Source organism: Janthinobacterium sp. C22, assembly GCF_057919405.1.
This window is the reverse complement of record NZ_CP193659.1, coordinates 603,817-628,045: the sequence shown is the minus strand read 5'-3', so window position 1 is coordinate 628,045 and position 24,229 is coordinate 603,817. Positions and strand designations below refer to the sequence as shown.

Below are 24,229 nucleotides of genomic sequence, written 5' to 3'. Positions count from 1 at the left end.
TGGGTCGTGCTGTCGCCGTTGTCTTTTTTGGGCGTTTTTTGCATGTTTTTTGGAAATATCCCCGCACTTCCGCTTTTTTTGTCGGTTTACAATAGATCTATATATAAAAATAGTAGTAATAGTAAACGCGTTTTTTTCTGTGGATAAGTCGCTTTTTTCAACAGGATCAAGCGTTTACGCGCAAAATAAAGCGTGCATAATCGCTGTATCACGCGAGGAGCAAAATTGTATAAAATGCGGGCCTGCGCATAACTTCGTGTTTACTCACAAGTCATCCTGTGGATATCAAGTGACTTATCCACAATCGTTTCAAATACCCCTCTTTTCGACACTGAATGGCTTGCTGGCACTGTGCCTGCTCAAGCCGGTTGACGTTTCCATTTTGCAAAACGGTTTGGTAGTGCTGTGCGCGTGATGCCGGCCGTGCCGGTTTTCGTTGCTCAGTTGTTGGCTGGATTTTTTTGTCAGCCAAAGCAGTTCGGCGGTTTTTTGAAGACAGGCTTGCGAACCTTCCCGAAGGCGAAGGGCAGGCAAAGCGCGCGTTGTCGGGTTTACCTTAATAAGATCGTATACAAGAATAATAATAGTAGTTAACGGCGACAACTTCTGTGGATAAGTCCTGATTTATCCTTGTAAACAATCGCTTGGCGTGCGGATAAGCGCTGAGTAAGCGGTGTATCTGCCCGGGATGGTTTTGGGATAAAAAAGTCATCCAAAAAAATTTCGTTTACGCACATATCGTACCTGTGGATATCCATACGGTTATCCACAGCTCGCAGCCCCTGTTTTGCCGTGTTTTGGCGGCTTGCCTTGACGCTTGTCCCTCTTCCTTGTCACGATTAATGTCGCCCTGGCCCGGCACTGGTGGTAATCTCAATGTGGCTCAGCAGCCATGCATGCATGCATGAAGAAAGACAGACTCTGGTAACGGGACGCGGTGGGGAGACACGCCGCGCGACAGCTTGATGGCATACCGAAAGGAGCTTCATTGGAATCGGCAGGCGAATACGACTACATCATCGTGGGCGGCGGCACGGCAGGTTGCGTGCTGGCCAACCGGCTCACGCGCGACAAGGATGCCAACGTTTTGCTCGTGGAAGCGGGCGGCAAGGATGATTACGTGTGGATCCACATCCCCGTCGGCTATCTGCATTGCATCGGCAATCCCCGCACGGACTGGTTGTATACCACGCAGGCGGATGCGGGCCTGGGCGGGCGCAGCCTGATCTATCCACGCGGCAAAGTCCTGGGCGGCAGCTCGTCCATCAACGGCATGATCTACATGCGGGGCCAGGCCGGCGATTACGATCACTGGGCCGACCTGACGGACGACGCTTCCTGGCGCTGGGACAAGGTCTTGCCGCTGTTTAAGCAAAGCGAGGATTATTACGGCGGCGCCTCGGAAAACCATGGCGTGGGCGGCGAATGGCGCGTGGAAAAACAGCGCCTGTCGTGGGATATCCTGAACGCGTTCCGCGACGCGGCGCAGCAGGTGGGCATCCCGAAAACCAGCGATTTCAATGGCGGCGACAACAGCGGCAGCGCGTATTTCGACGTCAATCAGCGCCGCGGCATCCGCTGGAATACCTCGAAAGCGTTCTTGAAACCGGCTGCGCGCCGCCCGAACCTGACCATCATGACGGGTTGTCACGTGGAACGTCTTTTGCTCGAGGCCACGGAAACGGGACCCCGTTGCACGGGCATCGTGTTTACGGGCGGCGGCACGCAGTGGCAGGCGACGGCGAAACGGGAAACCTTGCTGACGGCGGGTGCCATCGGTTCGCCCCAATTGCTGCAACTGTCCGGCATCGGCCCGGCCGCCTTGCTGCGCGAACACGGCATCACGCCCGTGCTGGACTCGCCTGGCGTGGGCGGCAATTTGCAAGACCATTTGCAGCTGCGCATGGTTTTCAAGGTGCAGGGCGTCAAGACCTTGAATGTGATGGCCAGCAATATCGTTGGAAAAATGCAGATCGGCTTGCAATATGCGCTGTTCCAGAGCGGGCCCATGTCGATGGCGCCGTCGCAGTTGGGGGCGTTCGCCAAGTCCGATCCGCAGCAAGCCACGCCGAACCTGCAATACCACGTGCAGCCGCTGTCGCTCGACAAATTCGGCGAACCCTTGCACGCCTTTCCCGCGTTTACGGCCAGCGTCTGCAATCTGCGCCCCACCTCGCGCGGGCATGTGCACATCGCGTCGGCCGACAGCTATGCGGCGCCGAAGATCGTGCCCAATTACCTGAGTACCGAGCAGGACCGCGCCGTGGCGGCCGACGCCTTGCGCCTGACGCGGGCCATCGCCGCCGCGCCGGCCCTGAAAAATTTGCGCCGCAGGAATACAAGCCTGGCGTGCAATTCCAGAGCCAGGAAGAGCTGGCGCAGGCGGCCAGCCAGATCGGCACCACCATCTTTCATCCCGTAGGCACCTGCCGCATGGGCGTGACAGGCGATGCCGCGAGCGTGGTCGACAGTTCCTTGCGCGTGATCGGCGTGGCTGGTTTACGCGTCGTCGATGCCTCGATCATGCCGTACATTACTTCTGGTAACACGAACTCGCCCACCGTGATGATCGCGGAAAAAGCGGCGCAAATGATACATGCAGCCTGGAAATGACCGCGTAAAAGCGCGGGTTTGCGCCATTCGGGATGGCGAAAAATCCCCGTAGTTATACTGTATTGTGCGTTAAATTTAAGTTGTGTATTATAAAAATGACTAAGTAGTACAAAAAGTACAACTAGGAGACACGATGTCAAACGTAATCTTGGAAACAAGAAATTTGACCAAGGAATTCAAGGGGTTCACCGCTGTGAGCGAGGTGAACCTGAAGGTAGAGCGGGGCCATATCCACGCCTTGATCGGTCCTAACGGCGCCGGCAAGACCACGTGTTTCAACTTGCTCACCAAATTCCTGGTCCCCACATCCGGACAGATCCTGTTCAATGGGAAAGATATCACGGCCGCCAAACCGGCCCAGATCGCGCGCATGGGCGTGATCCGTTCCTTCCAGATTTCCGCCGTCTTCCCGCATTTGTCCGTGCTGCAGAATGTACGCATCGGCTTGCAGCGCCAGCTCGGTACCTCGTTCCACTTCTGGCAAAGCGAACGTGCCTTGAACCAGCTCAACGACCGAGCCATGGCCTTGCTGGCCGAAGTCGACCTGACGGAGTTTGCCGACACCATCACGGTCGATATGCCCTACGGGCGCAAGCGGGCGCTGGAGATCGCCACGACCCTGGCGATGGAGCCGGAAATGATGCTGCTCGATGAACCGACGCAAGGCATGGGCCACGAAGACGTGCACCGCGTCACCGAGCTGATCAAGAAAGTGTCGGCCGGCCGCACGATTTTGATGGTGGAACACAATATGAGCGTGGTGTCTGGCATCTGCGACAAGATTTCCGTCCTGCAGCGCGGTGCCATGCTGGCCGAGGGCAGTTACGCGGAAGTGTCGCGCAATCCGCAGGTGATGGAAGCGTACATGGGCACCACCCACGCCGAACTGGAAGGGGCGCATTGATGGCGACACAAGTGAATGGCGGCGCACCTGCGCTGGAAATTACGCAACTGCACACCTGGTATGGCGAATCGCACATCCTGCACGACGTCAATCTGAAAGTGGAGCAGGGCGAAGTGGTGACTTTGCTGGGCCGCAACGGCGCCGGCCGCACGACCACCTTGCGCGCCATCATGGGGCTGACGGGCGCGCGCACGGGCTCCATCAAAGTCAATGGCAGCGAAGCGATAGGTTTGGCCACGCACAAAATCGCCCACCTGGGTATCGGTTACTGTCCTGAAGAGCGCGGTATTTTCTCGTCGCTGTCGACCGAGGAAAACCTGTTGCTGCCGCCGACCCTGGCCAGCGGAGAGAAGGGCATGTCGGTGGAGGAAATCTACGCCATGTTCCCGAATTTGCAGGAACGCCGTCACAGCCAGGGCACGCGCCTGTCGGGCGGGGAACAGCAGATGCTGGCCGTGGCGCGCATCCTGCGCACGGGCGCGCGATTGCTGCTGCTCGATGAAATTTCCGAAGGCCTGGCGCCCGTCATCGTGCAGGGGCTGGCGCGCATGATCACCACCCTGAAGGCGAAGGGGTACACCATCGTCATGGTGGAACAGAATTTCCGGTTTGCCGCGCCGCTGGCGGACCGGTTTTATGTGATGGAGCACGGTCAGATCGTCGAGACTTTTGCTGCATCCGAACTGGAAGCCAAGATGCCGGTATTGACCGAGCTGCTTGGCGTGTAATGCCCATGTAGTTCCGTATCGTCGTCGAGCAATCGTTTAAATAGCAAACAATAATCCCAACGGAGACACTATGAAACGTAACGCTATCGCCATTGCCACCGCCACTATTTGCGCCCTGGGCTTTTCCGCTGCCGCGCGCGCCCAGGTATCGGGCGACACCATCAAGATCGGTTTTATTTCCGACATGTCGGGCGTGTATTCCGACGTCGACGGCCTCGGCGGCGCGGAAGCCATCAAGATGGCGATCGCCGATGCCGGCGTGGTACTGGCCGGCAAGAAGGTGGAGTTTATTTCCGCCGACCATCAAAACAAGGCCGACATCGCCGCCTCGAAGGCGCGCGAATGGTTCGACCAGCAAGGCGTCGACATGCTGATCGGCGGCACCAATTCCGGCGCCAGCCTGGCCATGGCCAAGGTCGCGGCGGAAAAGAAGAAAATTTTTATTGCCATCGGCGCCGGCTCCTCGCGTCTGACGAATGAAGAGTGCACGCCGTACACCGTGCATTACGCCTATGACACGGTGGCGCTGGCGCGTGGCACGGGCGGCACCATCGTCAAACAGGGCGGCAAGAACTGGTATTTCATGACGGCCGACTATGCGTTTGGCCATTCGCTGGAAAAAGACACGGCCGAGGTCGTCAAGGCGGCCGGCGGCAAGGTGCTGGGCAGCGTCAAGCATCCGCTGGGCGCGTCCGATTTCTCGTCCTTCCTGCTGCAGGCGCAAGCGGCCAAACCGCAAATCCTCGGCCTGGCCAATGCGGGCGGCGACGCCATCAACAGCATCAAGGCGGCCAATGAGTTCGGCCTGACCAAATCGATGAAACTGGCCGGCTTGCTGATCTTCATCAATGACATCCACTCGCTGGGCTTGAACCTGACGCAAGGCATGTACCTGACCGATGGCTGGTACTGGGACTTGAATGCGGAAACGCGCGCCTGGTCGAAACGCTATTTCGCCAAGATGAAGAAGGAACCGTCGATGCTGCAGGCGGCCGATTATTCGGCCGCGGCGAACTACCTGAAAGCCGTCAAGGCGATCGGCACGGATGATACCGAGAAAGTCATGGCGTATCTGAAAAAGACCAAGATCAACGACATGTTCACCCAGAATGGCGAAGTGCGTCCCGATGGCCGCATGGTGCACGATATGTACCTGATGGAAGTCAAGAAACCGTCCGAGTCGAAATACCCATGGGATTACTACAAGGTGGTGGCCACCGTACCCGGTGCGCAAGCGTATGTGACCAAGGCTGAATCGAAGTGTTCGCTGTGGAAGTAACGCTGTAGCCACATCCGCGGAGCGCCCGCCGCCGCGCGGGCGCTCCGTCCTGCATGCGCTTCGCTCGCAGGGTTCGCCTTGCGCCGCCGTACCCGTTTGCGGTGGCGCGTTTCCTTGATACCACACCGTCTTGCGGCGGTGCTTTTTATACTGTGATGCCATGGAAATTTTCGGCGTTCCATTACAAGCGATGATGAGCCAGCTGCTGCTGGGTCTCGTCAACGGCTCGTTCTATGCCATGTTGTCCCTCGGTCTGGCCGTCATCTTCGGCTTGCTTAACGTTATTAACTTCTCGCATGGCGCCATGTACATGATGGGCGCCTTCCTGGCCTGGATGGGCCTCAGCTATTTCGACATCAGTTACTGGGTCATGCTGGTCGTCGCCCCGATTCTCGTCGGCCTGGTCGGCATCCTGATCGAGAAAACCATGCTGCGCTGGCTGTACAAACTCGACCACTTGTATGGCTTGCTGCTGACGTTCGGCATCACCCTGATCATGGAAGGCGTGTTCCGCTCCTTCTATGGCGTCTCGGGCCAGCCGTATGCCGTGCCCGAAGCGCTGGCCGGCGCGACGGACCTCGGTTTCATGATCTTGCCGAACTACCGCGCCTGGGTGGTGATCGCCTCGCTCTCCGTGTGCCTGGCCACCTGGTTCGTCATCGAGAAAACCAAATTAGGGGCCTACCTGCGGGCCGGCACGGAAAACCCGAAACTGGTGGAAGCGTTCGGCATCAACGTGCCGCTGATGGTGACGCTGACGTTCGGCTTCGGCGTGGCGCTGGCCGGGTTCGCCGGCGTGCTGGCGGCGCCGATCATCCAGGTCTCGCCGCTGATGGGCTCGAACCTGATCATCGTCGTGTTTGCCGTGGTGGTAATCGGCGGCATGGGGTCCATCATGGGTTCCATCCTGACGGGCCTGGGCCTGGGCGTGATCGAGGGCCTGACCCGCGTGTTCTACCCGGAAGGCTCGGCCACCGTGGTGTTCGTGGTGATGGTCATCGTGCTGCTGCTGCGTCCCGCCGGCCTGTTCGGCAAAGAAAAGTAATCCTCATCAGTCATGTATTGGAGCTACCACGATGAATAAGAATGTAGGCTACGCCATTGCCCTGCTGCTGGCGTTGGCGGCCCCGTTTTACGGCTATCCCGTCTTCCTGATGAAGTTGCTGTGCTTTGCCCTGTTTGCCTGCGCCTTCAATTTGCTGATCGGCTACACGGGTTTGCTGTCGTTCGGCCACGCGGCCTTCTTCGGCGGCGCAGGCTATGTCACCGGCTACGCGCTGCGCACCTGGGGCTGGCCGACGGAACTGGGCTTGTTGGCCGGTGTCGCCACGGGTGCCTTGCTGGGCCTGGTGATCGGCGGCCTGGCGATCCGCCGCCAGGGCATCTACTTTACGATGATCACCCTGGCGCTGGCGCAGATGGTGTACTTCCTGGCCTTGCGCCTGCCGTTCACGGGCGGCGAGGATGGCTTGCAGGGTGTTCCACGTGGAACCTTGCTGGGCACGATAGACCTGGGCAATGACACGGTGTTGTACTACGTCGTGCTGGCCATTTTTGTCGCCGGCTTCGCCCTGATCGTGCGCACCATCCACTCGCCTTTCGGTCAGGTCCTCAAGGCGATCAAGGAAAACGAGCCGCGCGCCATCTCGCTCGGTTACGACGTCAACAAGTACAAGCTGATGGCCATCGTCCTGTCCGCTTCGCTGGCCGCCCTGGCCGGCGCCACCAAGACCCTGGTGCTGGGCTTTGAGACGTTGACCGACGTGTACTGGGGCATGTCGGGCCTGGTCGTGCTGATGACCCTGGTGGGCGGCATGGGTACCTTGTCCGGCCCCATCCTCGGCGCCGTGCTGATCATCGCGCTGGAAAACAAGCTGGGCGATGTTGGCACCTACCTGGCCACGCACACGGGCATCGAGTGGTTCGGCACCCTGGGCGAATCGGTGGGCATGGTCACGGGCGTGATCTTCGTCATCTGCGTGCTGCTGTTCCGGCGCGGCATCGTCGGCGAAGCCATCGCGCGTTTCGGCGGCAGGGCGGCAAAAGCCGCTGTCTGATTTTCAAGCAACGCCGGACGGATCGTCCGGCGTTTTTCATTGTGCGTCCACTGTTACTTCAACGGAGAGAACCACCATGCAAATGACGATCACGCGCGCGGGCACTGTTGGCACAAGCCTGTGCACCCTGCTGGCGTTGGCAGCCTGCGGCAGCAACCATGCGCCGGAAGAACTGAACCAGATGCCCAGCTACCTGGGCACCATCACGCGCGCCGACTACGACGGCAAGACGAACGATCTGCTGACGGCAGGGCTGGGCAAGACGGGGCTGGCGGGCGCCACGCCCGCGTATGCGAATGCTGAACAGCCGACGCCGCTCGAGCTGCGCCGCAATGCGATCTACGCCAATTACCGCGCCGTGCTCGACATCGCCGCCAACAGCGGCTACGGCACCCTGTACGGACCGAACGTGGATGCGGCCGGCAACGTGGGCAGCGGCGAGGGCCTGGTGGCGGGCAGCGAATACCTCGCCTATGCCGACGATGGCACGGGCAAGAAGAATGTCACCCTGATGGTGCAGGTGCCGGCCAGCTTCGACCCGGACCATGCCTGCATCGTCACGGGCACGTCCAGCGGTTCGCGCGGCATCTACGGCGCCATCGGCAGCTCGGGCGAATGGGGTTTGAAGAAGGGCTGTGCTGTGGCGTATGCCGACAAGGGTTCCGGCACGGGCTTGTATGTGTTCGAGGACGACAGCGTCAATCTGCAGAACGGCTTGCGCGCGGGAAGAGTCGCCGCCGGCAAGAACGCGCTCTTCGCGCCGGACCTGGGCGATGCCGACCGGCTGGCCTGGGCTGGTGCCTACCCGAACCGCGTCGCCTTCAAGCATGCGCACTCGCAGCAGAATCCCGAGAAGGACTGGGGCAAGGTCACCTTGCAGGCGGTCGAGATGGCGTATTACGTGTTGAACGAGCGCTACGGCGTGCTGGCCCGCGACGGCAGTTCGCGCATCGTGCGGCTGACGCCGAAGAACACGATCACGATCGCTTCGAGCATTTCCAACGGCGCCGGCTCGGCCCTGCTGGCGGCGGAACAGGATACGAAAGGCTTGATCAGCGGCGTGGCGGCCAGCGAGCCGCAAATCCAGCCGGCGGCGTCGAGCGCCTACAGCGTGCGCCAGGGCGGGGTGGTGGTCGCCAATCCGGGCCGCGCGCTGTTCGACTACGCCACCTATGCGGCCCTGTATCAGCCGTGCATCGCTTCCGTGGCCGGCAATGCGGGACGCTGCACGGCGCTCGTGGCGAAGGGCTTACTAAACGGCGCCGACCTGGCGGCGCAGCAGGCGGACGCGAAGCAGCGCTTGCGCGCGTATGGCTGGCTGGTCGATTCCGATCCGCTGCAGGCTTCGCACGCGGGCACGAACATCCTCGTGGCCGTCACGTATGCGTATGCCTACGGAAAATTCTCCGTGACCGATAAAGTGTGCGGTTTCACGTTTGCGCAGACGGATGGCAGCGGCAATCCGATCGCGTTCACATCGGCGCAAAAGGCGGTCAGCTTTGCCGCGCAAAACGGCATCCCTGGTAATGTCGTGTATGAGAACAGCGTGGGCGGCGCCAAGGTCTACACGGCCGGCGTGTCGCCATCGACCAGCCTGGCGGACCAGTCGCTCGATGGCTTCCTGTGCCTGCGCAGCCTGGCGACGGGGCGCGACGCCGTCAGCGGCGCCAACTTGCAGGGCACCCTGGCCGGGCAGAGCGTGCGCGTGCGGGCGGGCATGGCCGAGGTAGCGGCCAGCGGCAAATTGCAGGGCAAGCCGGCCCTCATCGTGCACGGGCGCAGCGATACCTTGATTCCCGTCAACCACGCTGCGCGCGCCTACCTGGGCCTGAACGCCGCCTTGGAAGGGGCAAATAGCCGGCTGCGCTATATCGAGGTGACCAATGCCAACCACTTCGATTCCTTCAGCAGCGCCTTGCCGACCCTGATCGTGCCGCTGCACGTGTACCTGAACCGGGCGCTCGACGCCATGTATGCGCACTTGAACGCCAAGCAAGCCTTGCCGCCATCGCAGGTGGTGCGCACGGTGACGCGTGCCGATGCGTCGACCTTGATCACGAACGTCAACGTGCCGGCGATTGCGGCAACGCCGGCGCCCGCTAATGCCATCAGCGTGACGGGGACGCAGGTCGATATTCCCAACTAGGCGGTAATGCCTGTGGAACCTAAGGCCACGTTTCACGTGGCCTTTTTTATTACTCCCAGGCCGTATCGGCGATCCGGCCCAGTCCCTGGAAGACTGGCTTGGAAAACCAGTAGCCCTGCATCAGGGAAATGCCGCAGCTGGCCAGGAAGTCGCGTTCGGCGCGGGTCTCGATGCCTTCGGCCAGCACGCGGATACCGAGTTCACTGCACAGGCTGGCGATGGCCCGCACGATCGCCTGGCGCGGCGCCAGCGTATCGATGCCGCGCACCAGGTCCATGTCGATCTTGATGATGTCGGGCTGGTATTCGGCCAGCAGGTTCAAGCCCGCATGGCCGGCGCCGAAATCATCGATGGCCGTCTGGAAACCGAAGCGCCGGTAGGCGCGGAAGATATCGACCAGGTGGGGACGGTCTTGCACCCGTTCGCCTTCCGTCACTTCAAAGATGATCTTGTCAGTAGGGAAGCGGTGCAGCCTGGCCGCTTCCAGGGTGCTGCGGATGCACACTTCCGGGCGGTAGACGGCATTGGGCAGGAAGTTGATCGACAGGAAGCCCTGCATGCCCAGCCGGGCGGCGCCGGCCACGGCCTTGACGCGGCACGCCTGGTCGAAGCGGTAGCGGTTGGCGTCGTTGACTTGCGCCAGCACGCTGGCCGCGCTTTCGCCGTTGGGGCCGCGCACCAGCGCCTCGTGCGCATAGATGCTGCGCGTGGCCAGGTCGACGATGGGCTGATAGGCATACTCGAAGGCAAACGGCAGCGGCGCGCTGTCATGGCAGCCGGCACAGGCGCCGTAGGGAAAACTGGTGCTGTCGGGATGAATGGGGATATCGGGAGGCGTCATGGCGGCAGTGTAGCAGGGCGGGTTGGCAGACTCCGTCTGCTGGTTCACAGTGCGGCCGCATAGATGGCGCGTGCATCGCCGCGCGTGAGGGGCCGCGGATTGTTGCCCAGCAGGCGCGTCTGCAGCATGGCTTCATCGGCCAGACGGTCCAGGTCGCTGAATGCGATGCCCACTTCGCGCAGGGTGCGCGCGATGCCCGTGGCCTGGGCAATGGCCTGCATGGCGTCGATCAGGGCCACGGCCCGCGCTTCGTCGCTGCCGACAATGCCGGGCTGCAGGATGGTGGCCAGTTGCGCATACAGCGGTGCTGCATGGGACAAATTAAAACGCAGCACGTGGGGCAGCACCAGCGCATTCGACAGGCCGTGTGGCACGTGGAACAGGCCGCCGATGGGATAGGCGAGCGCATGTACGGCGGCCACGGGCGCATTGGCAAACGCCTGGCCGGCCAGCATGGCGCCCAGCAGCATGGCTTGCCGCGCCGGCAAGTTGCTGCCATCGCGGCAGGCGGTGACGAGATTGGCGTACAGCAGCGACAGCGCCTGGGTGGCCAGCATGTCGGACAAGGGATTTTTCTGCAGGCGGCTGGTGTAGGCTTCGATCGCATGCACCATGGCGTCGATGCCGGTGGCGGCCGTCACGGCGGGCGGCAAGCCCAGGGTCAGGCTGGCGTCGAGGATGGCCAGGTCCGCATACAGCTGCGGCGCGACCACGCCCATCTTGCTGGTGGCACCCGTGGTGACGATGGCGATATGCGTCACCTCCGAACCCGTGCCGGCCGTCGTCGGCAATTGCACCAGGGCAGGCGCTGGCCGTGCACATTGCCGATGCCATACAGCTGGGCCAGTTCCTGGCGGCCCGGTGCCAGCACGGCGATCAGCTTGGCCACGTCCAGCGAGCTGCCGCCTCCAAGGCCGATTATCAGTTCCACGTGAAACATCTGGGCCTGGGCCACGCCGGCCAGCACGACGGCTTCGGGCGGATCGGCTTGCACATCGGAAAAGACATGGACCTCGATGCCCGCCGCTTGCAAGCTGTGCAGAGAGGCATTGGCCAGGCCGGTGCGCAAAAAGCCCGCGTCGGTGACGAGCAGGGCGCGGCGCACGGCAGGGAAGTGGTGGGCGATGTGCGCACCCAGCTGGGTGGCGGCGCCCGGTTCCACGATCAGATGCGGCACGGTGCGGAATTGGAAGGCGGACATGCAAACTCCCGACAAAAGGACAGAAGCCCAGCTTACTCCGCTTTCCCACCCCGCGCATGTTTCACGTGGAACCAGAAGCCGGGCTTACTCCCACTCCAGCGCGCCGCGTTTCCATTCATAGGCCAGGCCGATGGCCAGCACGGCCAGAAACCCCATGACGGCCCAGAAGCCGGCAAGTCCCAGCGCGTTGACGTTGGCTGCCCACGGCATCAGGAAGATTACTTCGATATCGAACAGGATGAAGAGGATGGCGACCAGGTAGAAGCGGATGTCGAACTTCATGCGCGCGTCGCCGAACGCTTCGAAGCCGCATTCGTACTGGGACAGTTTTTGCGGATCGGGCTTGTGCGGCCCCAGTACGCGTCCCAGCAGCATGGGCACGATGCCGACCAGGATGCCGATCAGAATGAACAGCAGGACGGGAAAATAGTTTTCGAGGAGCATGGGGGTTCCTCTCAGTGGCTCGATGACAGTTTCATTAGCACGATGCCGCACACGATGAGCACGGCGGCGCACACGCGCATGGCATTGACTTGTTCGCCCAGAAAGACGATGCCGACGACAAAGGCGCCGACGGCGCCGATGCCCGTCCAGATGGTGTAGGCCGTGCCCAGGGGCAGGGTGCGCATGGCCAGCGACAGCAAGCCGAAGCTGGCGATCATCATGACGACGGTGACAACGGAGGGAGTGAGTCTGGTGAAACCCGCGGAGAGTTTCATCGAGTATGCCCACACGACTTCAAGCATGCCGGCAATCATTAAAAGTATCCAGGCCATGGCGGCTCCTTATACAGAGCGGGCCGTCCCGGTGTGTTCCCATGATGGGGGAGGCCGTCCTCCTGGATGATCGTCGCGATGGTCACTGGCGTGACCACGGTAGTGGACGATGGGCAATTGTAGCAAACATTTCACCCTGCCGCAGCCCCATGCAGGCCCCTGTCCTGGCACTGCTGCGTGTTCCACGTGAAACAAAAATCGCCGTTGACTTGCCCTTGCTGAGTAAAAATTAAGCAAAAATTGGCCCGTGGAAGGTTGCGCTCGCAAAAAGACTCTATAATCGGAGCTCTCTTCCCGCATTTTTACTTGCACTGTTACCTATTTATCATGTTATTTCCTACAGAATTCGACGTCATCGTTGTCGGTGGTGGTCACGCCGGTACCGAGGCGGCCCTCGCTTCCGCCCGCATGGGGCAGAAGACGCTATTGCTCACGCATAATATTGAGACACTGGGCCAGATGTCGTGCAATCCCTCCATCGGCGGCATCGGCAAGGGCCACCTGGTCAAGGAGGTCGATGCCATGGGCGGCGCGATGGCGATTGCCACCGACGAGTCCGGCATCCAGTTCCGCATCCTGAATTCCTCGAAAGGCCCGGCAGTCCGCGCCACGCGCGCCCAGGCCGACCGTATTTTGTACAAGGCCGCCATCCGTACGCGTCTGGAAAACCAAACCAACCTGTGGCTGTTCCAGCAAGCGGTCGACGACCTGATCGTCGAAGGCGACCGGGTCGTCGGCGCCGTGACGCAGATCGGCCTGAAGTTTCTCGCGCGCGCCGTTGTGCTGACGGCCGGTACTTTCCTCGACGGCAAGATCCACGTGGGCCTGAATAACTACTCGGCCGGCCGCGCCGGCGACCCGCCCGCCATCTCCTTGTCCGCCCGCCTGAAAGAGTTGAAACTGCCGCAAGGCCGCCTGAAAACGGGCACGCCGCCACGCATCGATGGCCGCACGATCGACTTTTCCGTGATGCAGGAACAGCCGGGCGACCTCGATCCCGTGCCCGTGTTTTCGGTGATGGGCAACACGGCCATGCACCCGCGCCAGGTGCCGTGCTGGGTCACGCACACGAATAGCCAGACGCACGACATCATCCGCGCCGGCCTGGATCGCAGCCCCATGTACACGGGCGTGATCGAGGGTGTCGGCCCGCGTTATTGCCCGTCGATCGAAGACAAGATCCACCGTTTCTCGGGCAAGGAATCGCACCAGATCTTCCTCGAGCCGGAAGGCTTGACGACGCATGAGTTCTATCCGAACGGCATCTCCACGAGCTTGCCGTTCGACGTGCAGATCGCCCTGGTGCAATCGATGAAGGGCATGGAAAACGCCCATATCCTGCGTCCCGGCTACGCCATCGAATACGATTATTTCGACCCGCGCGGCTTGAAGGCGTCGCTGGAAACGAAGGCCGTCGCGGGCCTGTTCTTCGCCGGCCAGATCAACGGCACCACGGGCTACGAGGAAGCGGCCGCGCAAGGCATGCTGGCGGGCCTGAATGCGGCCTTGCTGACGCAGGACAAGGAAGCCTGGGTACCGGGCCGCTCCGAGGCCTATCTGGGCGTGCTGGTCGACGATCTGATCACCCAGGGCGTGCAGGAGCCGTACCGCATGTTCACCAGCCGCGCCGAGTACCGTTTGAGCCTGCGCGAAGATAATGCCGACATGCGCCTGACGGAAATCGGCCGCGCCTTGGGCTGCGTGGGCGACGCCCAGTGGCAAGCGTTCGAGACCAAGCGCGAAGCGGTGGCGCGCGAGCTCGAGCGCCTGCGTTCCACGTGGGTCAATCCGCGCATCCTGGCGGCCGCCGAATCGGAACGCATCGTCGGCCAGGCCCTCGAGCGCGAATACTCGCTGGCGGACCTGCTGCGCCGCCCGAACGTCGCCTACGACACCCTGATGAGCATGACGGGCATCGAAGGCCAGGCCCTGGCCGGCCCCGGCGTGGAAGACCCCGCCGTGCGCGAGCAGGTGGAAATCCAGCTCAAATATGCGGGCTACATCGAGCGCCAGAGCAAGGAAATCGAGCGCCATGAACACTATGAAAACCTGGCCTTGCCGGAAGGTTTCAATTACCTGGATATTGGCGCGTTGTCGGTCGAAGTGCGGCAAAAACTCGACAAGCAGCGCCCTGAAACCCTGGGCCAGGCCTCGCGCATTTCCGGCGTGACGCCGGCGGCGATTTCGCTGCTGCTGGTACACCTGAAAAAGCGCGGCTTCGGCGCCGCGCAGACCACCACTTTAAAGGACGAGGTTGTTGAATGAAGCAGTTTGACCGGGCCGCATTGGCCCAGATTTTGGATGAAGGCGTCGCCGCGCTGGGGCTGGACCTGAGCGCGGATCAGACGGAAAAACTGCTCGATTACCTGGCCTTGCTGGCCAAATGGAACAGCGTGTACAACCTGACGTCGGTGCGCGATCCGATGCAGATGCTGACCCTGCACGTGCTCGATTCGCTGGCCGCCGTGCCGGCGTTCGCGGATGCAAAGAATGTGCTTGACGTGGGCGCCGGCGGCGGTTTGCCGGGCATGGTCCTGGCCATCGCGCGGCCCGACGTGAAGGTGTCGATGATCGACACCGTGCATAAAAAGACGGCTTTTCTGACGCAAGTGAAGGCGGAACTGGGGCTGGCCAACGTCACCGTGTACACGAAGCGGGTGGAACAGCTGGAAGTGGCGCAGAAATTCGACGTGATCACCTCGCGCGCCTTTGCCGACCTGTCCGATTTCGTCAACTGGTCGCACCACGTGCTGGCCGAGGGCGGGCAATTCATCGCCTTGAAAGGGTGGCACCGCCAGACGAGAGAGAGCGACTGCCGGCAGACTGGAAAGTGACGGAATTACGGGCGATCCAGGTGCCAGGGCTAAATGCAGAGCGTCATCTGATCTTTATAGCAAGAATTTAAAGGCCGCTGAATTAACGGTATAAATCATATAAACAGTTTATACGGTATAAATAATATAAACCGTATAAATGATTTATATCGTATAAATGAAATAAACAGTATAAATCGTTTCGGCCGGATGCCGGGGCGCACGATGAAGTTTGCATCTCTTTACAACTAGAAGATACATGGCCAAAATTTTTTGTGTAGCAAATCAAAAGGGTGGTGTTGGTAAAACCACAACAAGCGTCAACCTCTCCGCCGGTCTGGCCAAGTTGAACCAGCGCGTGCTGCTGGTCGACCTCGACCCGCAGGGCAATGCGACCATGGGCGCCGGCATCAACAAGGCCGGCCTGAAGGCGTCGACCTATGAGGTCATGCTGGGCGAGTCCGATGTCAAGACGGCACGCCAGCGTTCGGAAGCGGGGCGCTTCGATGTGCTGCCGTCGAACCGCGAGCTGGCCGGCGCCGAAGTGGAGATGGTCGAACTCGACAACCGCGAACGCCGCCTGAAGGATGCGCTGGCCGAAGTCGACAGTGAATATGACTTCATCCTGGTCGATTGCCCACCGGCATTGTCGATGCTGACCCTGAACGGCCTGTGCGCCGCGCATGGCGTGATCATCCCGATGCAGTGCGAGTACTACGCATTGGAAGGCTTGTCCGACCTGGTCAACACCATCAAGAAGGTGCATGCGAACCTGAACCCGGACTTGAAGATCATCGGTTTGCTGCGCGTGATGTTCGATCCGCGCATGACATTATCGCAACAAGTGTCGGCGCAGCTGGAACAGCACTTCGGCGACAAGGTCTTCAATACCATCATCCCGCGCAACGTGCGTCTGGCCGAGGCGCCGTCGTACGGCTTGCCCGGCGTGACCTTCGACCCCAGCTCGAAAGGTGCCCAGGCGTATATCGCCTTCGGCGCCGAGATGGTCGAACGCATCAAACATATGTAAACAAGGGGCGGGCGCCTGCACATTTTGATGTGAGCGCTTACTCTGAAAACACGATTAGGACAGCATGGCTACGAAAAAATTAAAAGGACTGGGTCGCGGACTCGACGCCCTGTTGGGCGGCGGCGGCGACTTCGCCAGTCCGGACACGCATCAACCGTCGAACTTGCCAGTGTCGCAAATGCAAGCAGGCAAGTACCAGCCGCGCACGCGCATGGACGAGGGGGCCTTGAATGAACTGGCCGCCTCGATCAAGGCGCAAGGACTGATGCAGCCGATCCTGGTGCGCCCGATCGGGCAGGACACCCTGAGCGGACTTGTCAAATATGAAATCATTGCGGGCGAGCGCCGTTTCCGCGCCTCGCAGCTGGCCGGCCTGACGGAAGTGCCGGTGCTGGTGCGCGATGTGGACGACCTGGCCGCCGCGGCCATGGCGCTGATCGAAAACATCCAGCGCGAAGACCTCAATCCCCTGGAAGAGGCGCAGGGCATCCACCGCCTGATCGCCGACTTCAATTTTACGCATGAGCAAGCGGCCACTGCGCTGGGACGCTCGCGCAGCGCCGTGTCGAACCTGTTGCGTTTGATGAACCTGGCCGCACCCGTGCAGACCATGCTGATGGCCGGCGATATCGACATGGGCCATGCGCGCGCGCTGCTGGCCGTCGATGCGGCCAGCCAGATCACCCTGGCCAACCAGGTCGTGGCCAAGCGCCTGTCGGTGCGCGAAACGGAAAAGCTCGTCACCCGTACGGTCGAGGAAGCGGCCAACCCGGTCGAGCCGCGGCAAAAGGAAAAGTCCGGCGACATCGCGCGCCTGGAAGAAGAGCTGTCCGATGCGCTGGCCACGCCCGTGGTGTTCAAAATGGGCAACAAGGGCCGTGGCCAATTGGTGATTGATTTTGCCGATCTTGACGTACTGGATGGTTTGTTGACCCGCTTGCGTGGTTAAATAGCAAGCTGCAAAGACAGGGGCCATGCGGGTGTGGCCGATCCGGCCATGCTTTCCGGATGCACCACGTGATTCCTTGATAACACGGCTGGAAGCGGCCAGACAAGCGACTTTGCCATATAGTGGTGCAAATGGCGGCGAATAGTCGGTAAAGCGTCAGTTTCACGCAGCAATTGCCCTGCTGCGGTGCAGCAACGTTTGACTCTATAGATCAAAGCCAACTATAATCCCGTGTCTTTGCGTGTGTAGATTTTTCTGGGAACTTGGCAATTGAGTGATTCACAACAAAGTATTGCCAAGCCAGTCTACAAAGTAGTTGCATTGCAGCTAGCAATCGCTATCAGTTTTGCCACGGTTACCCTGTTTTTTGGTGGCAGTGTCAGAGGCTGGTCCGCCGCATACGGCGGCGCTATCGCAGTCATCGGTAGCCTGGTGTATGCCCTGTTGGTGGTTCGCGGTTCTAGCGACGCCAACAAGGCATTCCGGGCGCATTTGCGCGCAGAAGTGGTGAAAATATTTATCACAGCGGTGCTGTTTATATTGGCACTGGTGTTGTTTCAGTCGGCCGCCTGGTTATGGCTGATCTTGGGTTTCGCGGTGGCAACCTTAGCATACTGGTTTTCATTGCTCGCTGTTTAATCATTGGTTTTGGGGCCTGTTGAGCTCTGAAACGACAAATCTAAATTCATTATGACCACAGAACACGCTATTGAAGCGGGCCATGCTGCCCCGGCCAACGCCACAGAATACATCAGTCACCATCTGGCCCACCTGAGAAGTGCCGACGGCATGATCAATCTGGATACGTTCTGGATTTCGGCCATTCTGGGCTTTGTTTTCCTGGCTGTTTTCTATATGGCGTCGCGCCGCGCGACGGCTGGTGTCCCTGGCAAGTTGCAAAACTTCGTCGAAATGGTCATGGAAATCGTCAATGACACTATTAATGGGGCCTTCCACGCGAAAAGCAAGGTCATCGCGCCGCTGGCCATCACTATTTTTGTGTGGGTCTGGTTGTTGAACGCGATGGACTTCCTGCCGGTTGACCTGTTGCCGAAGATCCTGAGCTGGTTTGGCGTGCATAAACTGCGCGCCGTGCCGACCGCCGACGTCAACCACACCTTCGCCATGTCGCTGTCGGTGGTGCTGTGCGTGATCGCCTTCTCAATCAAGGCCAAGGGCCTGGGCGGCTGGATCAAGGAACTGTTCACGGCACCGTTCCATGCGAGCGGCCTGATCGGCACGATCGCCCTGGCACCTGTCAATTTCTTGCTGCAAATGGTTGAGCTGGTTGCAAAACTGATCTCCCTGTCGCTGCGACTGTTCGGCAATATGTATGCCGGCGAACTGATTTTCATCTTGATCGCGTTGTTGCCTTGGTGGGCACAGTGGGCGTTGGGTGGTCCATGGGCAATTTTCCATATCTTGATTGTAACTTTGCAAGCTTTTGTGTTTATGGCGTTGACGGTTGTGTATCTGAGCCTCGCGGTTGAGAAACATTAATCATTAACTTTATATTTTGTTTTTTTAGTATCTTTCGTTTTTAAATTTAGGAGAATTTTATGCAAGCTCTGATCGCACAAGTACAAAGCATGACCGTTCTGGCAGCAGCAATCATCATCGGCCTGGCCGCAATCGGCACCGCTCTGGGCTTCGCTATCTTGGGTGGCAAATTCCTGGAAGCTTCGGCACGTCAACCAGAACTGATGCCACAACTGCAAACCAAACTGTTCGTTATCGCTGGTCTGCTGGATGCTATCTCGATGATCGGCGTTGGTGTTGCTCTGCTGTACACGTTCGCTAACCCGTTCCTGTCCGCTCTGACGGCTGTTGCTCAGTAATTCGCTCCAACCCTAGGAGAAACTTTTAGTTAGGAGCAAAGGTATGGACATCAATATGTCGCTCATCGGCCAGATGATCACCTTCGCGGTGTTGGTCTGGTTCTCGATGAAGTTCGTATTTCCAGCGCTGAACAATGCGCTGGATGAGCGTGCCAAACGAATCGCGGATGGATTGGCTGCGGCCGATCAAGGTCAGGCTTCGATGGCTGTCGCTGAAAAGCGTGCGCAAGAGGCATTGAACAGTGCACGTGAAGAAGCGTCGCAACGCGTTGCGGACGCTGAAAAGCGCGCGCAGCTGGTTGCTGAAGAGATCAAGCAAAATGCACAAGCTGAAGCTGCGCGTATCATTGCGCAAGCCCAGTCGGACGCCGAACAGCAACTGTCGAAAGCACGCGAACAATTGCGCGCTCAGGTGGCTGACCTGGCTGTCAAGGGTGCCGAGCAGATCTTGAAGCGTGAAGTCAACGCTACGGCTCACGCCGAAATGTTGCAGCGTCTTGCTGTCGAGCTGTAATCATGGCAGAACTCGCAACCGTCGCCCGTCCCTACGCGGAAGCTTTGTTCCGCGTAGCCCAAGCTGGTAAGGAGTCAAGCAACCTCGCGGCGTGGTCCGAACTGGTGTCCGAACTGGCACAGATCGGTAGCCACCCCGAGGTACAGGCGTACGCGCGCAATCCGAAAGTCTCGGAAAGCGACGTCGCCGCCACCATCCTGTCGTTGTTGAAATCGCCGCTCAATGAGGAAGTGAAAAACTTCGTCACCATGTTGATCGAAAATGGCCGCATCAGCCTGCTGCCGGAAATCGGCGCGCAATTCCATACGTTGAAAAACAGTGTGGAAGGTGCGGCTGACGCCGAGATCACGAGCGCTTTCGATCTGAGCGAAGGCCAAACGGCCGAGCTGGTCGCAACGCTGGAAAAGAAATTCAGTCGTAAGCTCAACCCTGCCGTCACAGTGGATCCATCGCTGCTCGGCGGCGTGCGCGTGGTTGTTGGCGACCAAGTGCTCGATACCTCGGTGCGCGCCAAGCTGCAGCAACTGCACGCTGCACTGGTGTCGTAAGACACGCGCTTCGGCAGGCCAGCTTAGACAGACCCTTACCCCTCGCGCAAGCTGAGAGAAACACTTTTAGGAGTTAGTATGCAACTCAACCCATCTGAAATCAGCGAGTTGATCAAGAGCCGGATCCAAGGTCTTGACGGCGGCGCTGAAGTGCGTAATCAAGGCACGGTTATTTCCGTCGCCGACGGTATCTGCCGCATCCACGGTTTGTCGGACGTGATGCAAGGCGAGATGCTGGAATTCCCAGGCAACACGTTTGGCCTGGCAATGAATCTGGAACGCGACTCCGTCGGTTCCGTGATTCTGGGTGCCTACGAGCACATCTCCGAAGGCGACACGGTGAAATGCACCGGCCGCATTCTGGAAGTGCCAGTCGGTCCTGAGCTGCTCGGCCGCGTAGTCAACGCGCTGGGCCAGCCGATCGACGGCAAAGGCGCCATCGAAACCAAACTGACGGCCGCGATTGAAAAAATCGCCCCGGGCGTGATCGCCCGTGAATCCGTTTCGCAACCGATGCAAACCGGCCTGAAGTCGATCGATGCGATGGTTCCCGTTGGCCGCGGCCAGCGCGAACTGATCATCGGCGACCGTCAAACCGGCAAGTCGGCCGTGGCGATTGATGCGATCATCAATCAAAAAGGCCAGGGCATGAAATGTATCTACGTCGCGATTGGCCAAAAAGCCTCGTCGATCAAGAACATCGTGCGCTCGCTGGAACAGCACGGCGCGATGGAATACACCATCGTTGTCGCCGCTTCCGCTTCGGAATCGGCCGCCATGCAATACATCTCGCCGTACTCCGGTTGCGCCATGGGCGAATACTTCCGTGACCGCGGTGAAGATGCACTGATCGTTTACGATGATCTGTCCAAACAAGCTGTTGCATACCGTCAAATCTCGCTGCTGCTGCGCCGTCCACCAGGTCGCGAAGCGTACCCAGGCGACGTGTTCTACCTGCACAGCCGCCTGCTGGAACGCGCAGCACGCGTGAACGCCGACTACGTCGAGAAGTTCACCGACGGCGCCGTCAAAGGCAAGACCGGTTCCCTGACGGCACTGCCGATCATTGAAACGCAAGCTGGCGACGTATCCGCCTTCGTGCCAACCAACGTGATTTCGATCACCGACGGTCAGATCTTCCTGGAAACCTCGCTGTTCAACGCCGGTATCCGTCCTGCGATTAACGCCGGTATTTCCGTATCGCGCGTCGGTGGCGCCGCCCAGACCAAGGTCATCAAAAACCTGTCCGGCGGTATCCGTACCGACTTGGCGCAGTACCGTGAACTGGCCGCGTTTGCGCAGTTCGCTTCGGACCTGGATGAATCGACCCGCAAGCAGCTGGACCGTGGTGCCCGCGTGACGGAATTGCTCAAGCAAGCCCAGTACTCGCCACTGTCGATCTCGCTGATGGCCGTATCGCTGTTCTCGGTGAACAAAGGCTTCATGGACGACGTGCCAGTCAAGCAAGTGCTGTCGTTCGAAGCTGGTGTCCACGCTTACATGAAGACCAAGCAAGCTGCTCTGCTGGCCAAGATCGAAGAAACCAAGCAACTCGACAAAGACAGCGAAGCAACTCTGTCGGCGGCCATTGCTGATTTCAAGAAATCCGGCGCATATTAAGCGGCCAGGCGGCGCCCGCCTCGAGTGAGGCGCCGCCCTACGCGCAGAAGGAGTAAGGACTCATGGCATCAAGCAAAGAGATACGTGGCAAGATCAAGAGCGTAGAGAATACGAAGAAGATCACCAAGGCGATGGAAATGGTTGCCGCATCGAAAATGCGCAAAGCGCAGGACCGTATGCGCGCCGCCCGTCCCTACAGTGACAAGATTCGGAATATCGCCGCCAATCTGGCGACCGCCAATCCGGAATACACGCACCCGTTCCTGGCAGCTGCCCAGGGTACGCAAGCGAAGGCAGTGGGTTTCATCGTTGTCACGACCGACAAGGGTCTGTGCGGCGGCATGAACACCAACATCCTGCGCCAGGTGACGTCGAAGTCGCGCGAGCTGGAAGCAGCTGGCAACCGGGTTGAAGCTGTTGCCATCGGTAACAAGGGTTTGGGTTTTTTGAATCGCATCGGCGTCAAGATCATTGCGCACGCCATTCAAACCGGTGATACGCCCCACCTGGACAAATTGATCGGACCTGTCAAGGTCATGCTCGAAGAGTTCCAGGCAGGCAAGATCGATGCAGTGTACCTGTGCTACACCAAATTCATCAACACGATGAAACAGGAACCAGTCGTGGAGCAGTTGCTGCCCCTGACGGCCGACAAGATGGTCGCCGACAAGGGTGCCCACTCGTGGGATTACATCTACGAGCCGGACGCGCAAAGCGTGATCGACGAATTGCTGGAGCGCTATGTAGAAGCGCTGGTGTACCAGGCAGTCGCGGAGAATCTGGCGTCCGAGCAATCGGCACGGATGGTCGCGATGAAAGCTGCAAGCGACAACGCGGGTAGTGTGATCGGCGAATTGAAGCTGATCTACAACAAGACCCGCCAAGCTGCGATTACCAAAGAACTCTCCGAAATCGTCGCCGGTGCGGCTGCGGTTTAAACGAATTTAACTATATTGAAGGAACGAACATGGCTGATGGCAAAATCGTTCAGTGTATCGGCGCTGTGGTGGACGTTGAGTTTCCCCGCAACGCGATGCCTAAGGTATTTGATGCCTTGAAGATGGCAGGCTCGGAACTGACCCTGGAAGTACAACAGCAGTTGGGCGACGGCATTGTCCGTACCATTGCACTCGGCTCGTCCGATGGCCTGCGTCGCGGCATGATGATTCAAAATACCGGCAAACCTATCATGGTGCCAGTCGGTAAAGCAACCCTGGGTCGCATCATGGACGTGCTGGGCAACCCGATCGACGAATGCGGCCCCGTGTCGCACGAGCAGATCGCGTCGATCCACCGCACCGCTCCTGCATACGACGAACTGTCGCCATCGCAAGAACTGCTGGAAACCGGCATCAAGGTGATCGATCTGGTTTGCCCGTTTGCAAAAGGCGGTAAAGTTGGTCTGTTCGGCGGCGCTGGCGTAGGCAAGACCGTGAACATGATGGAACTGATTAACAACATCGCCAAGGCGCACAGCGGCGTGTCCGTGTTCGCCGGTGTGGGTGAGCGTACCCGTGAAGGTAACGACTTCTACCACGAGATGGCTGACGCGAAAGTGGTCGATCTGGAAAATCCAGAGAACTCCAAGGTCGCGATGGTCTACGGTCAGATGAATGAACCGCCAGGTAACCGTCTGCGCGTCGCGCTGACCGGCCTGACGATCGCTGAATCGTTCCGTGATGAAGGCAAGGACGTGTTGTTCTTCGTCGACAACATCTACCGCTTCACGCTGGCCGGTACCGAAGTGTCGGCACTGCTGGGCCGTATGCCGTCGGCTGTGGGTTACCAACCGACCCTGGCGGAAGAAATGGGCCGTCTGCAAGAGCGTATCACGTCGACCAAGACCGGTTCGATCACCTCGATCCAGGCCGTCTACGTTCCAGCCGATGATTACACCGATCCGTCGCCTGCTACCACGTTTGCTCACTTGGATTCGACCGTTGCGCTGTCGCGTGACATCGCTTCCCTGGGTATCTACCCAGCCGTGGACCCGCTGGATTCGACCTCGCGTCAGCTCGATCCGTTGATCGTTGGTCAAGAGCACTATGACACCGCGCGTGCCGTGCAAACGACCCTGCAACGCTACAAGGAATTGCGCGACATTATCGCGATTCTGGGTATGGACGAGCTGGCACCGGAAGACAAACTGCTGGTTGCCCGTGCACGTAAGATGCAGCGTTTCCTGTCGCAGCCTTTCCACGTCGCTGAAGTCTTTACCGGCGCGCCTGGTAAATACGTTTCGCTCAAAGACACGATCAAGGGCTTCAAAATGATCGCTTCGGGCGAACTCGATCACCTGCCGGAACAAGCGTTCTACATGGTCGGCACGATCGAAGAAGCAATCGAAAAAGCCAAGAAACTTAACTAAGTTA

Annotated in this window: 20 protein-coding genes and 3 pseudogenes; 19 read left to right on the top strand and 4 right to left on the bottom strand. The window is 59.5% G+C overall.

The window, feature by feature from the left end; genetic code table 11:
* The first annotated feature begins 988 nt into the window (after window positions 1–988).
* The 7 genes and pseudogenes from ACRHIG_RS02855 to ACRHIG_RS02825 all read left to right on the top strand — a co-directional run bounded on the left by ACRHIG_RS02855 (window position 989) and on the right by ACRHIG_RS02825 (window position 9,727).
* Window positions 989–2,613: pseudogene (locus ACRHIG_RS02855) on the top strand (GMC family oxidoreductase).
* A gap of 133 nt (window positions 2,614–2,746) precedes the next feature.
* Entirely contained in the window at window positions 2,747–3,517 is a 771-nt protein-coding gene (locus ACRHIG_RS02850) for an ABC transporter ATP-binding protein (protein ID WP_035823437.1), read from the top strand.
* Complete coding sequence (locus ACRHIG_RS02845) at window positions 3,517–4,245, top strand: ABC transporter ATP-binding protein (protein WP_070218917.1); 729 nt, start codon at window positions 3,517–3,519, stop codon at window positions 4,243–4,245. The genes ACRHIG_RS02850 and ACRHIG_RS02845 overlap by 1 nt, the downstream gene beginning before the upstream one ends.
* Before the next feature lie 70 nt (window positions 4,246–4,315).
* On the top strand, window positions 4,316–5,524 hold the full coding sequence (locus tag ACRHIG_RS02840) for an ABC transporter substrate-binding protein (RefSeq protein WP_489629304.1): 1,209 nt from the start codon (window positions 4,316–4,318) through the stop codon (window positions 5,522–5,524).
* 160 nt (window positions 5,525–5,684) lie between these two features.
* Entirely contained in the window at window positions 5,685–6,569 is an 885-nt protein-coding gene (locus ACRHIG_RS02835) for a branched-chain amino acid ABC transporter permease (protein WP_475415787.1), read from the top strand.
* Between the two features lie 31 nt (window positions 6,570–6,600).
* Window positions 6,601–7,581, top strand: coding sequence for a branched-chain amino acid ABC transporter permease (locus tag ACRHIG_RS02830; RefSeq protein ID WP_230540106.1), 981 nt, complete (start codon window positions 6,601–6,603; stop codon window positions 7,579–7,581).
* Window positions 7,582–7,663: 82 nt separating this feature from the next.
* Complete coding sequence (locus ACRHIG_RS02825; protein WP_489630730.1) at window positions 7,664–9,727, top strand: 3-hydroxybutyrate oligomer hydrolase family protein; 2,064 nt, start codon at window positions 7,664–7,666, stop codon at window positions 9,725–9,727.
* Between the two features lie 49 nt (window positions 9,728–9,776).
* Here ACRHIG_RS02825 and ACRHIG_RS02820 read toward each other — a convergent pair whose 3' ends face one another.
* The 4 genes and pseudogenes from ACRHIG_RS02820 to sugE all read right to left on the bottom strand — a co-directional run bounded on the left by ACRHIG_RS02820 (window position 9,777) and on the right by sugE (window position 12,545).
* Window positions 9,777–10,568, bottom strand: coding sequence for an EAL domain-containing protein (locus ACRHIG_RS02820; RefSeq protein WP_489629303.1), 792 nt, complete (start codon window positions 10,566–10,568; stop codon window positions 9,777–9,779).
* A 44-nt stretch (window positions 10,569–10,612) separates the two neighbouring features.
* Window positions 10,613–11,769 (bottom strand): annotated as a pseudogene (locus ACRHIG_RS02815) (iron-containing alcohol dehydrogenase).
* A gap of 84 nt (window positions 11,770–11,853) precedes the next feature.
* Window positions 11,854–12,213, bottom strand: coding sequence for an NADH-quinone oxidoreductase subunit A (locus ACRHIG_RS02810; RefSeq protein ID WP_475415783.1), 360 nt, complete (start codon window positions 12,211–12,213; stop codon window positions 11,854–11,856).
* An 11-nt stretch (window positions 12,214–12,224) separates the two neighbouring features.
* Entirely contained in the window at window positions 12,225–12,545 is a 321-nt protein-coding gene (gene sugE / locus ACRHIG_RS02805; RefSeq protein WP_489629302.1) for a quaternary ammonium compound efflux SMR transporter SugE, read from the bottom strand.
* Window positions 12,546–12,872: 327 nt separating this feature from the next.
* Here sugE and mnmG point away from each other — a divergent pair, with 327 nt between their 5' ends.
* The 12 genes and pseudogenes from mnmG (at window position 12,873) to atpD (ending at window position 24,225) form a co-directional block, all read left to right on the top strand.
* Window positions 12,873–14,810: a tRNA uridine-5-carboxymethylaminomethyl(34) synthesis enzyme MnmG gene (gene mnmG, locus ACRHIG_RS02800; protein ID WP_475415781.1), complete on the top strand. Its 1,938-nt coding sequence runs from the start codon at window positions 12,873–12,875 to the stop codon at window positions 14,808–14,810.
* Window positions 14,807–15,450 (top strand): annotated as a pseudogene (gene rsmG / locus ACRHIG_RS02795) (16S rRNA (guanine(527)-N(7))-methyltransferase RsmG). The gene mnmG and the pseudogene rsmG overlap by 4 nt, the downstream one beginning before the upstream one ends.
* Before the next feature lie 167 nt (window positions 15,451–15,617).
* The gene (locus ACRHIG_RS02790; RefSeq protein ID WP_046681849.1) at window positions 15,618–16,388 is read left to right on the top strand and encodes a ParA family protein; all 771 of its coding nucleotides are present in this window, start codon (window positions 15,618–15,620) and stop codon (window positions 16,386–16,388) included.
* Between the two features lie 64 nt (window positions 16,389–16,452).
* The gene (locus ACRHIG_RS02785) at window positions 16,453–17,337 is read left to right on the top strand and encodes a ParB/RepB/Spo0J family partition protein (RefSeq protein ID WP_489629301.1); all 885 of its coding nucleotides are present in this window, start codon (window positions 16,453–16,455) and stop codon (window positions 17,335–17,337) included.
* Between the two features lie 270 nt (window positions 17,338–17,607).
* Entirely contained in the window at window positions 17,608–17,976 is a 369-nt protein-coding gene (locus ACRHIG_RS02780) for an ATP synthase subunit I (protein ID WP_034752692.1), read from the top strand.
* A 51-nt stretch (window positions 17,977–18,027) separates the two neighbouring features.
* Window positions 18,028–18,837: a F0F1 ATP synthase subunit A gene (gene atpB, locus ACRHIG_RS02775; protein WP_046681851.1), complete on the top strand. Its 810-nt coding sequence runs from the start codon at window positions 18,028–18,030 to the stop codon at window positions 18,835–18,837.
* A 59-nt stretch (window positions 18,838–18,896) separates the two neighbouring features.
* Window positions 18,897–19,175, top strand: a complete 279-nt coding sequence (gene atpE, locus ACRHIG_RS02770; protein WP_034752695.1) for a F0F1 ATP synthase subunit C — start codon at window positions 18,897–18,899, stop codon at window positions 19,173–19,175.
* A gap of 43 nt (window positions 19,176–19,218) precedes the next feature.
* Window positions 19,219–19,689: a F0F1 ATP synthase subunit B gene (locus ACRHIG_RS02765; RefSeq protein ID WP_034752697.1), complete on the top strand. Its 471-nt coding sequence runs from the start codon at window positions 19,219–19,221 to the stop codon at window positions 19,687–19,689.
* 2 nt (window positions 19,690–19,691) lie between these two features.
* Window positions 19,692–20,237 (top strand): F0F1 ATP synthase subunit delta, encoded by a 546-nt coding sequence (locus ACRHIG_RS02760; protein ID WP_076564768.1) that lies wholly within the window; start codon window positions 19,692–19,694, stop codon window positions 20,235–20,237.
* A 78-nt stretch (window positions 20,238–20,315) separates the two neighbouring features.
* Window positions 20,316–21,857: a F0F1 ATP synthase subunit alpha gene (atpA, locus tag ACRHIG_RS02755; RefSeq protein WP_034752701.1), complete on the top strand. Its 1,542-nt coding sequence runs from the start codon at window positions 20,316–20,318 to the stop codon at window positions 21,855–21,857.
* A 62-nt stretch (window positions 21,858–21,919) separates the two neighbouring features.
* Window positions 21,920–22,795, top strand: a complete 876-nt coding sequence (atpG, locus tag ACRHIG_RS02750) for a F0F1 ATP synthase subunit gamma (protein WP_034783836.1) — start codon at window positions 21,920–21,922, stop codon at window positions 22,793–22,795.
* Window positions 22,796–22,824: 29 nt separating this feature from the next.
* Window positions 22,825–24,225 carry a F0F1 ATP synthase subunit beta gene (atpD, locus tag ACRHIG_RS02745; RefSeq protein WP_034752705.1) on the top strand — a complete coding sequence of 467 codons (1,401 nt, stop codon included), beginning with the start codon at window positions 22,825–22,827 and terminating at the stop codon, window positions 24,223–24,225.
* Window positions 24,226–24,229: the final 4 nt, after the last annotated feature.

Excerpts from the sequence above, each read along its gene's own strand:
- ACRHIG_RS02850 (WP_035823437.1), top strand. The coding sequence starts at position 2,747 with ATGTCAAACGTAATCTTGGAAACAAGAAATTTGACCAAGGAATTCAAG.
- ACRHIG_RS02845 (WP_070218917.1), top strand. The coding sequence starts at position 3,517 with ATGGCGACACAAGTGAATGGCGGCGCACCTGCGCTGGAAATTACGCAA.
- ACRHIG_RS02840 (WP_489629304.1), top strand. The coding sequence starts at position 4,316 with ATGAAACGTAACGCTATCGCCATTGCCACCGCCACTATTTGCGCCCTG.
- ACRHIG_RS02835 (WP_475415787.1), top strand. The coding sequence starts at position 5,685 with ATGGAAATTTTCGGCGTTCCATTACAAGCGATGATGAGCCAGCTGCTG.
- ACRHIG_RS02830 (WP_230540106.1), top strand. The coding sequence starts at position 6,601 with ATGAATAAGAATGTAGGCTACGCCATTGCCCTGCTGCTGGCGTTGGCG.
- ACRHIG_RS02825 (WP_489630730.1), top strand. The coding sequence starts at position 7,664 with ATGACGATCACGCGCGCGGGCACTGTTGGCACAAGCCTGTGCACCCTG.
- ACRHIG_RS02820 (WP_489629303.1), bottom strand. The coding sequence starts at position 10,568 with ATGACGCCTCCCGATATCCCCATTCATCCCGACAGCACCAGTTTTCCC.
- ACRHIG_RS02810 (WP_475415783.1), bottom strand. The coding sequence starts at position 12,213 with ATGCTCCTCGAAAACTATTTTCCCGTCCTGCTGTTCATTCTGATCGGC.
- sugE (WP_489629302.1), bottom strand. The coding sequence starts at position 12,545 with ATGGCCTGGATACTTTTAATGATTGCCGGCATGCTTGAAGTCGTGTGG.
- mnmG (WP_475415781.1), top strand. The coding sequence starts at position 12,873 with ATGTTATTTCCTACAGAATTCGACGTCATCGTTGTCGGTGGTGGTCAC.
- ACRHIG_RS02790 (WP_046681849.1), top strand. The coding sequence starts at position 15,618 with ATGGCCAAAATTTTTTGTGTAGCAAATCAAAAGGGTGGTGTTGGTAAA.
- ACRHIG_RS02785 (WP_489629301.1), top strand. The coding sequence starts at position 16,453 with ATGGCTACGAAAAAATTAAAAGGACTGGGTCGCGGACTCGACGCCCTG.
- atpB (WP_046681851.1), top strand. The coding sequence starts at position 18,028 with ATGACCACAGAACACGCTATTGAAGCGGGCCATGCTGCCCCGGCCAAC.
- atpE (WP_034752695.1), top strand. The coding sequence starts at position 18,897 with ATGCAAGCTCTGATCGCACAAGTACAAAGCATGACCGTTCTGGCAGCA.
- ACRHIG_RS02765 (WP_034752697.1), top strand. The coding sequence starts at position 19,219 with ATGGACATCAATATGTCGCTCATCGGCCAGATGATCACCTTCGCGGTG.
- ACRHIG_RS02760 (WP_076564768.1), top strand. The coding sequence starts at position 19,692 with ATGGCAGAACTCGCAACCGTCGCCCGTCCCTACGCGGAAGCTTTGTTC.
- atpA (WP_034752701.1), top strand. The coding sequence starts at position 20,316 with ATGCAACTCAACCCATCTGAAATCAGCGAGTTGATCAAGAGCCGGATC.
- atpG (WP_034783836.1), top strand. The coding sequence starts at position 21,920 with ATGGCATCAAGCAAAGAGATACGTGGCAAGATCAAGAGCGTAGAGAAT.
- atpD (WP_034752705.1), top strand. The coding sequence starts at position 22,825 with ATGGCTGATGGCAAAATCGTTCAGTGTATCGGCGCTGTGGTGGACGTT.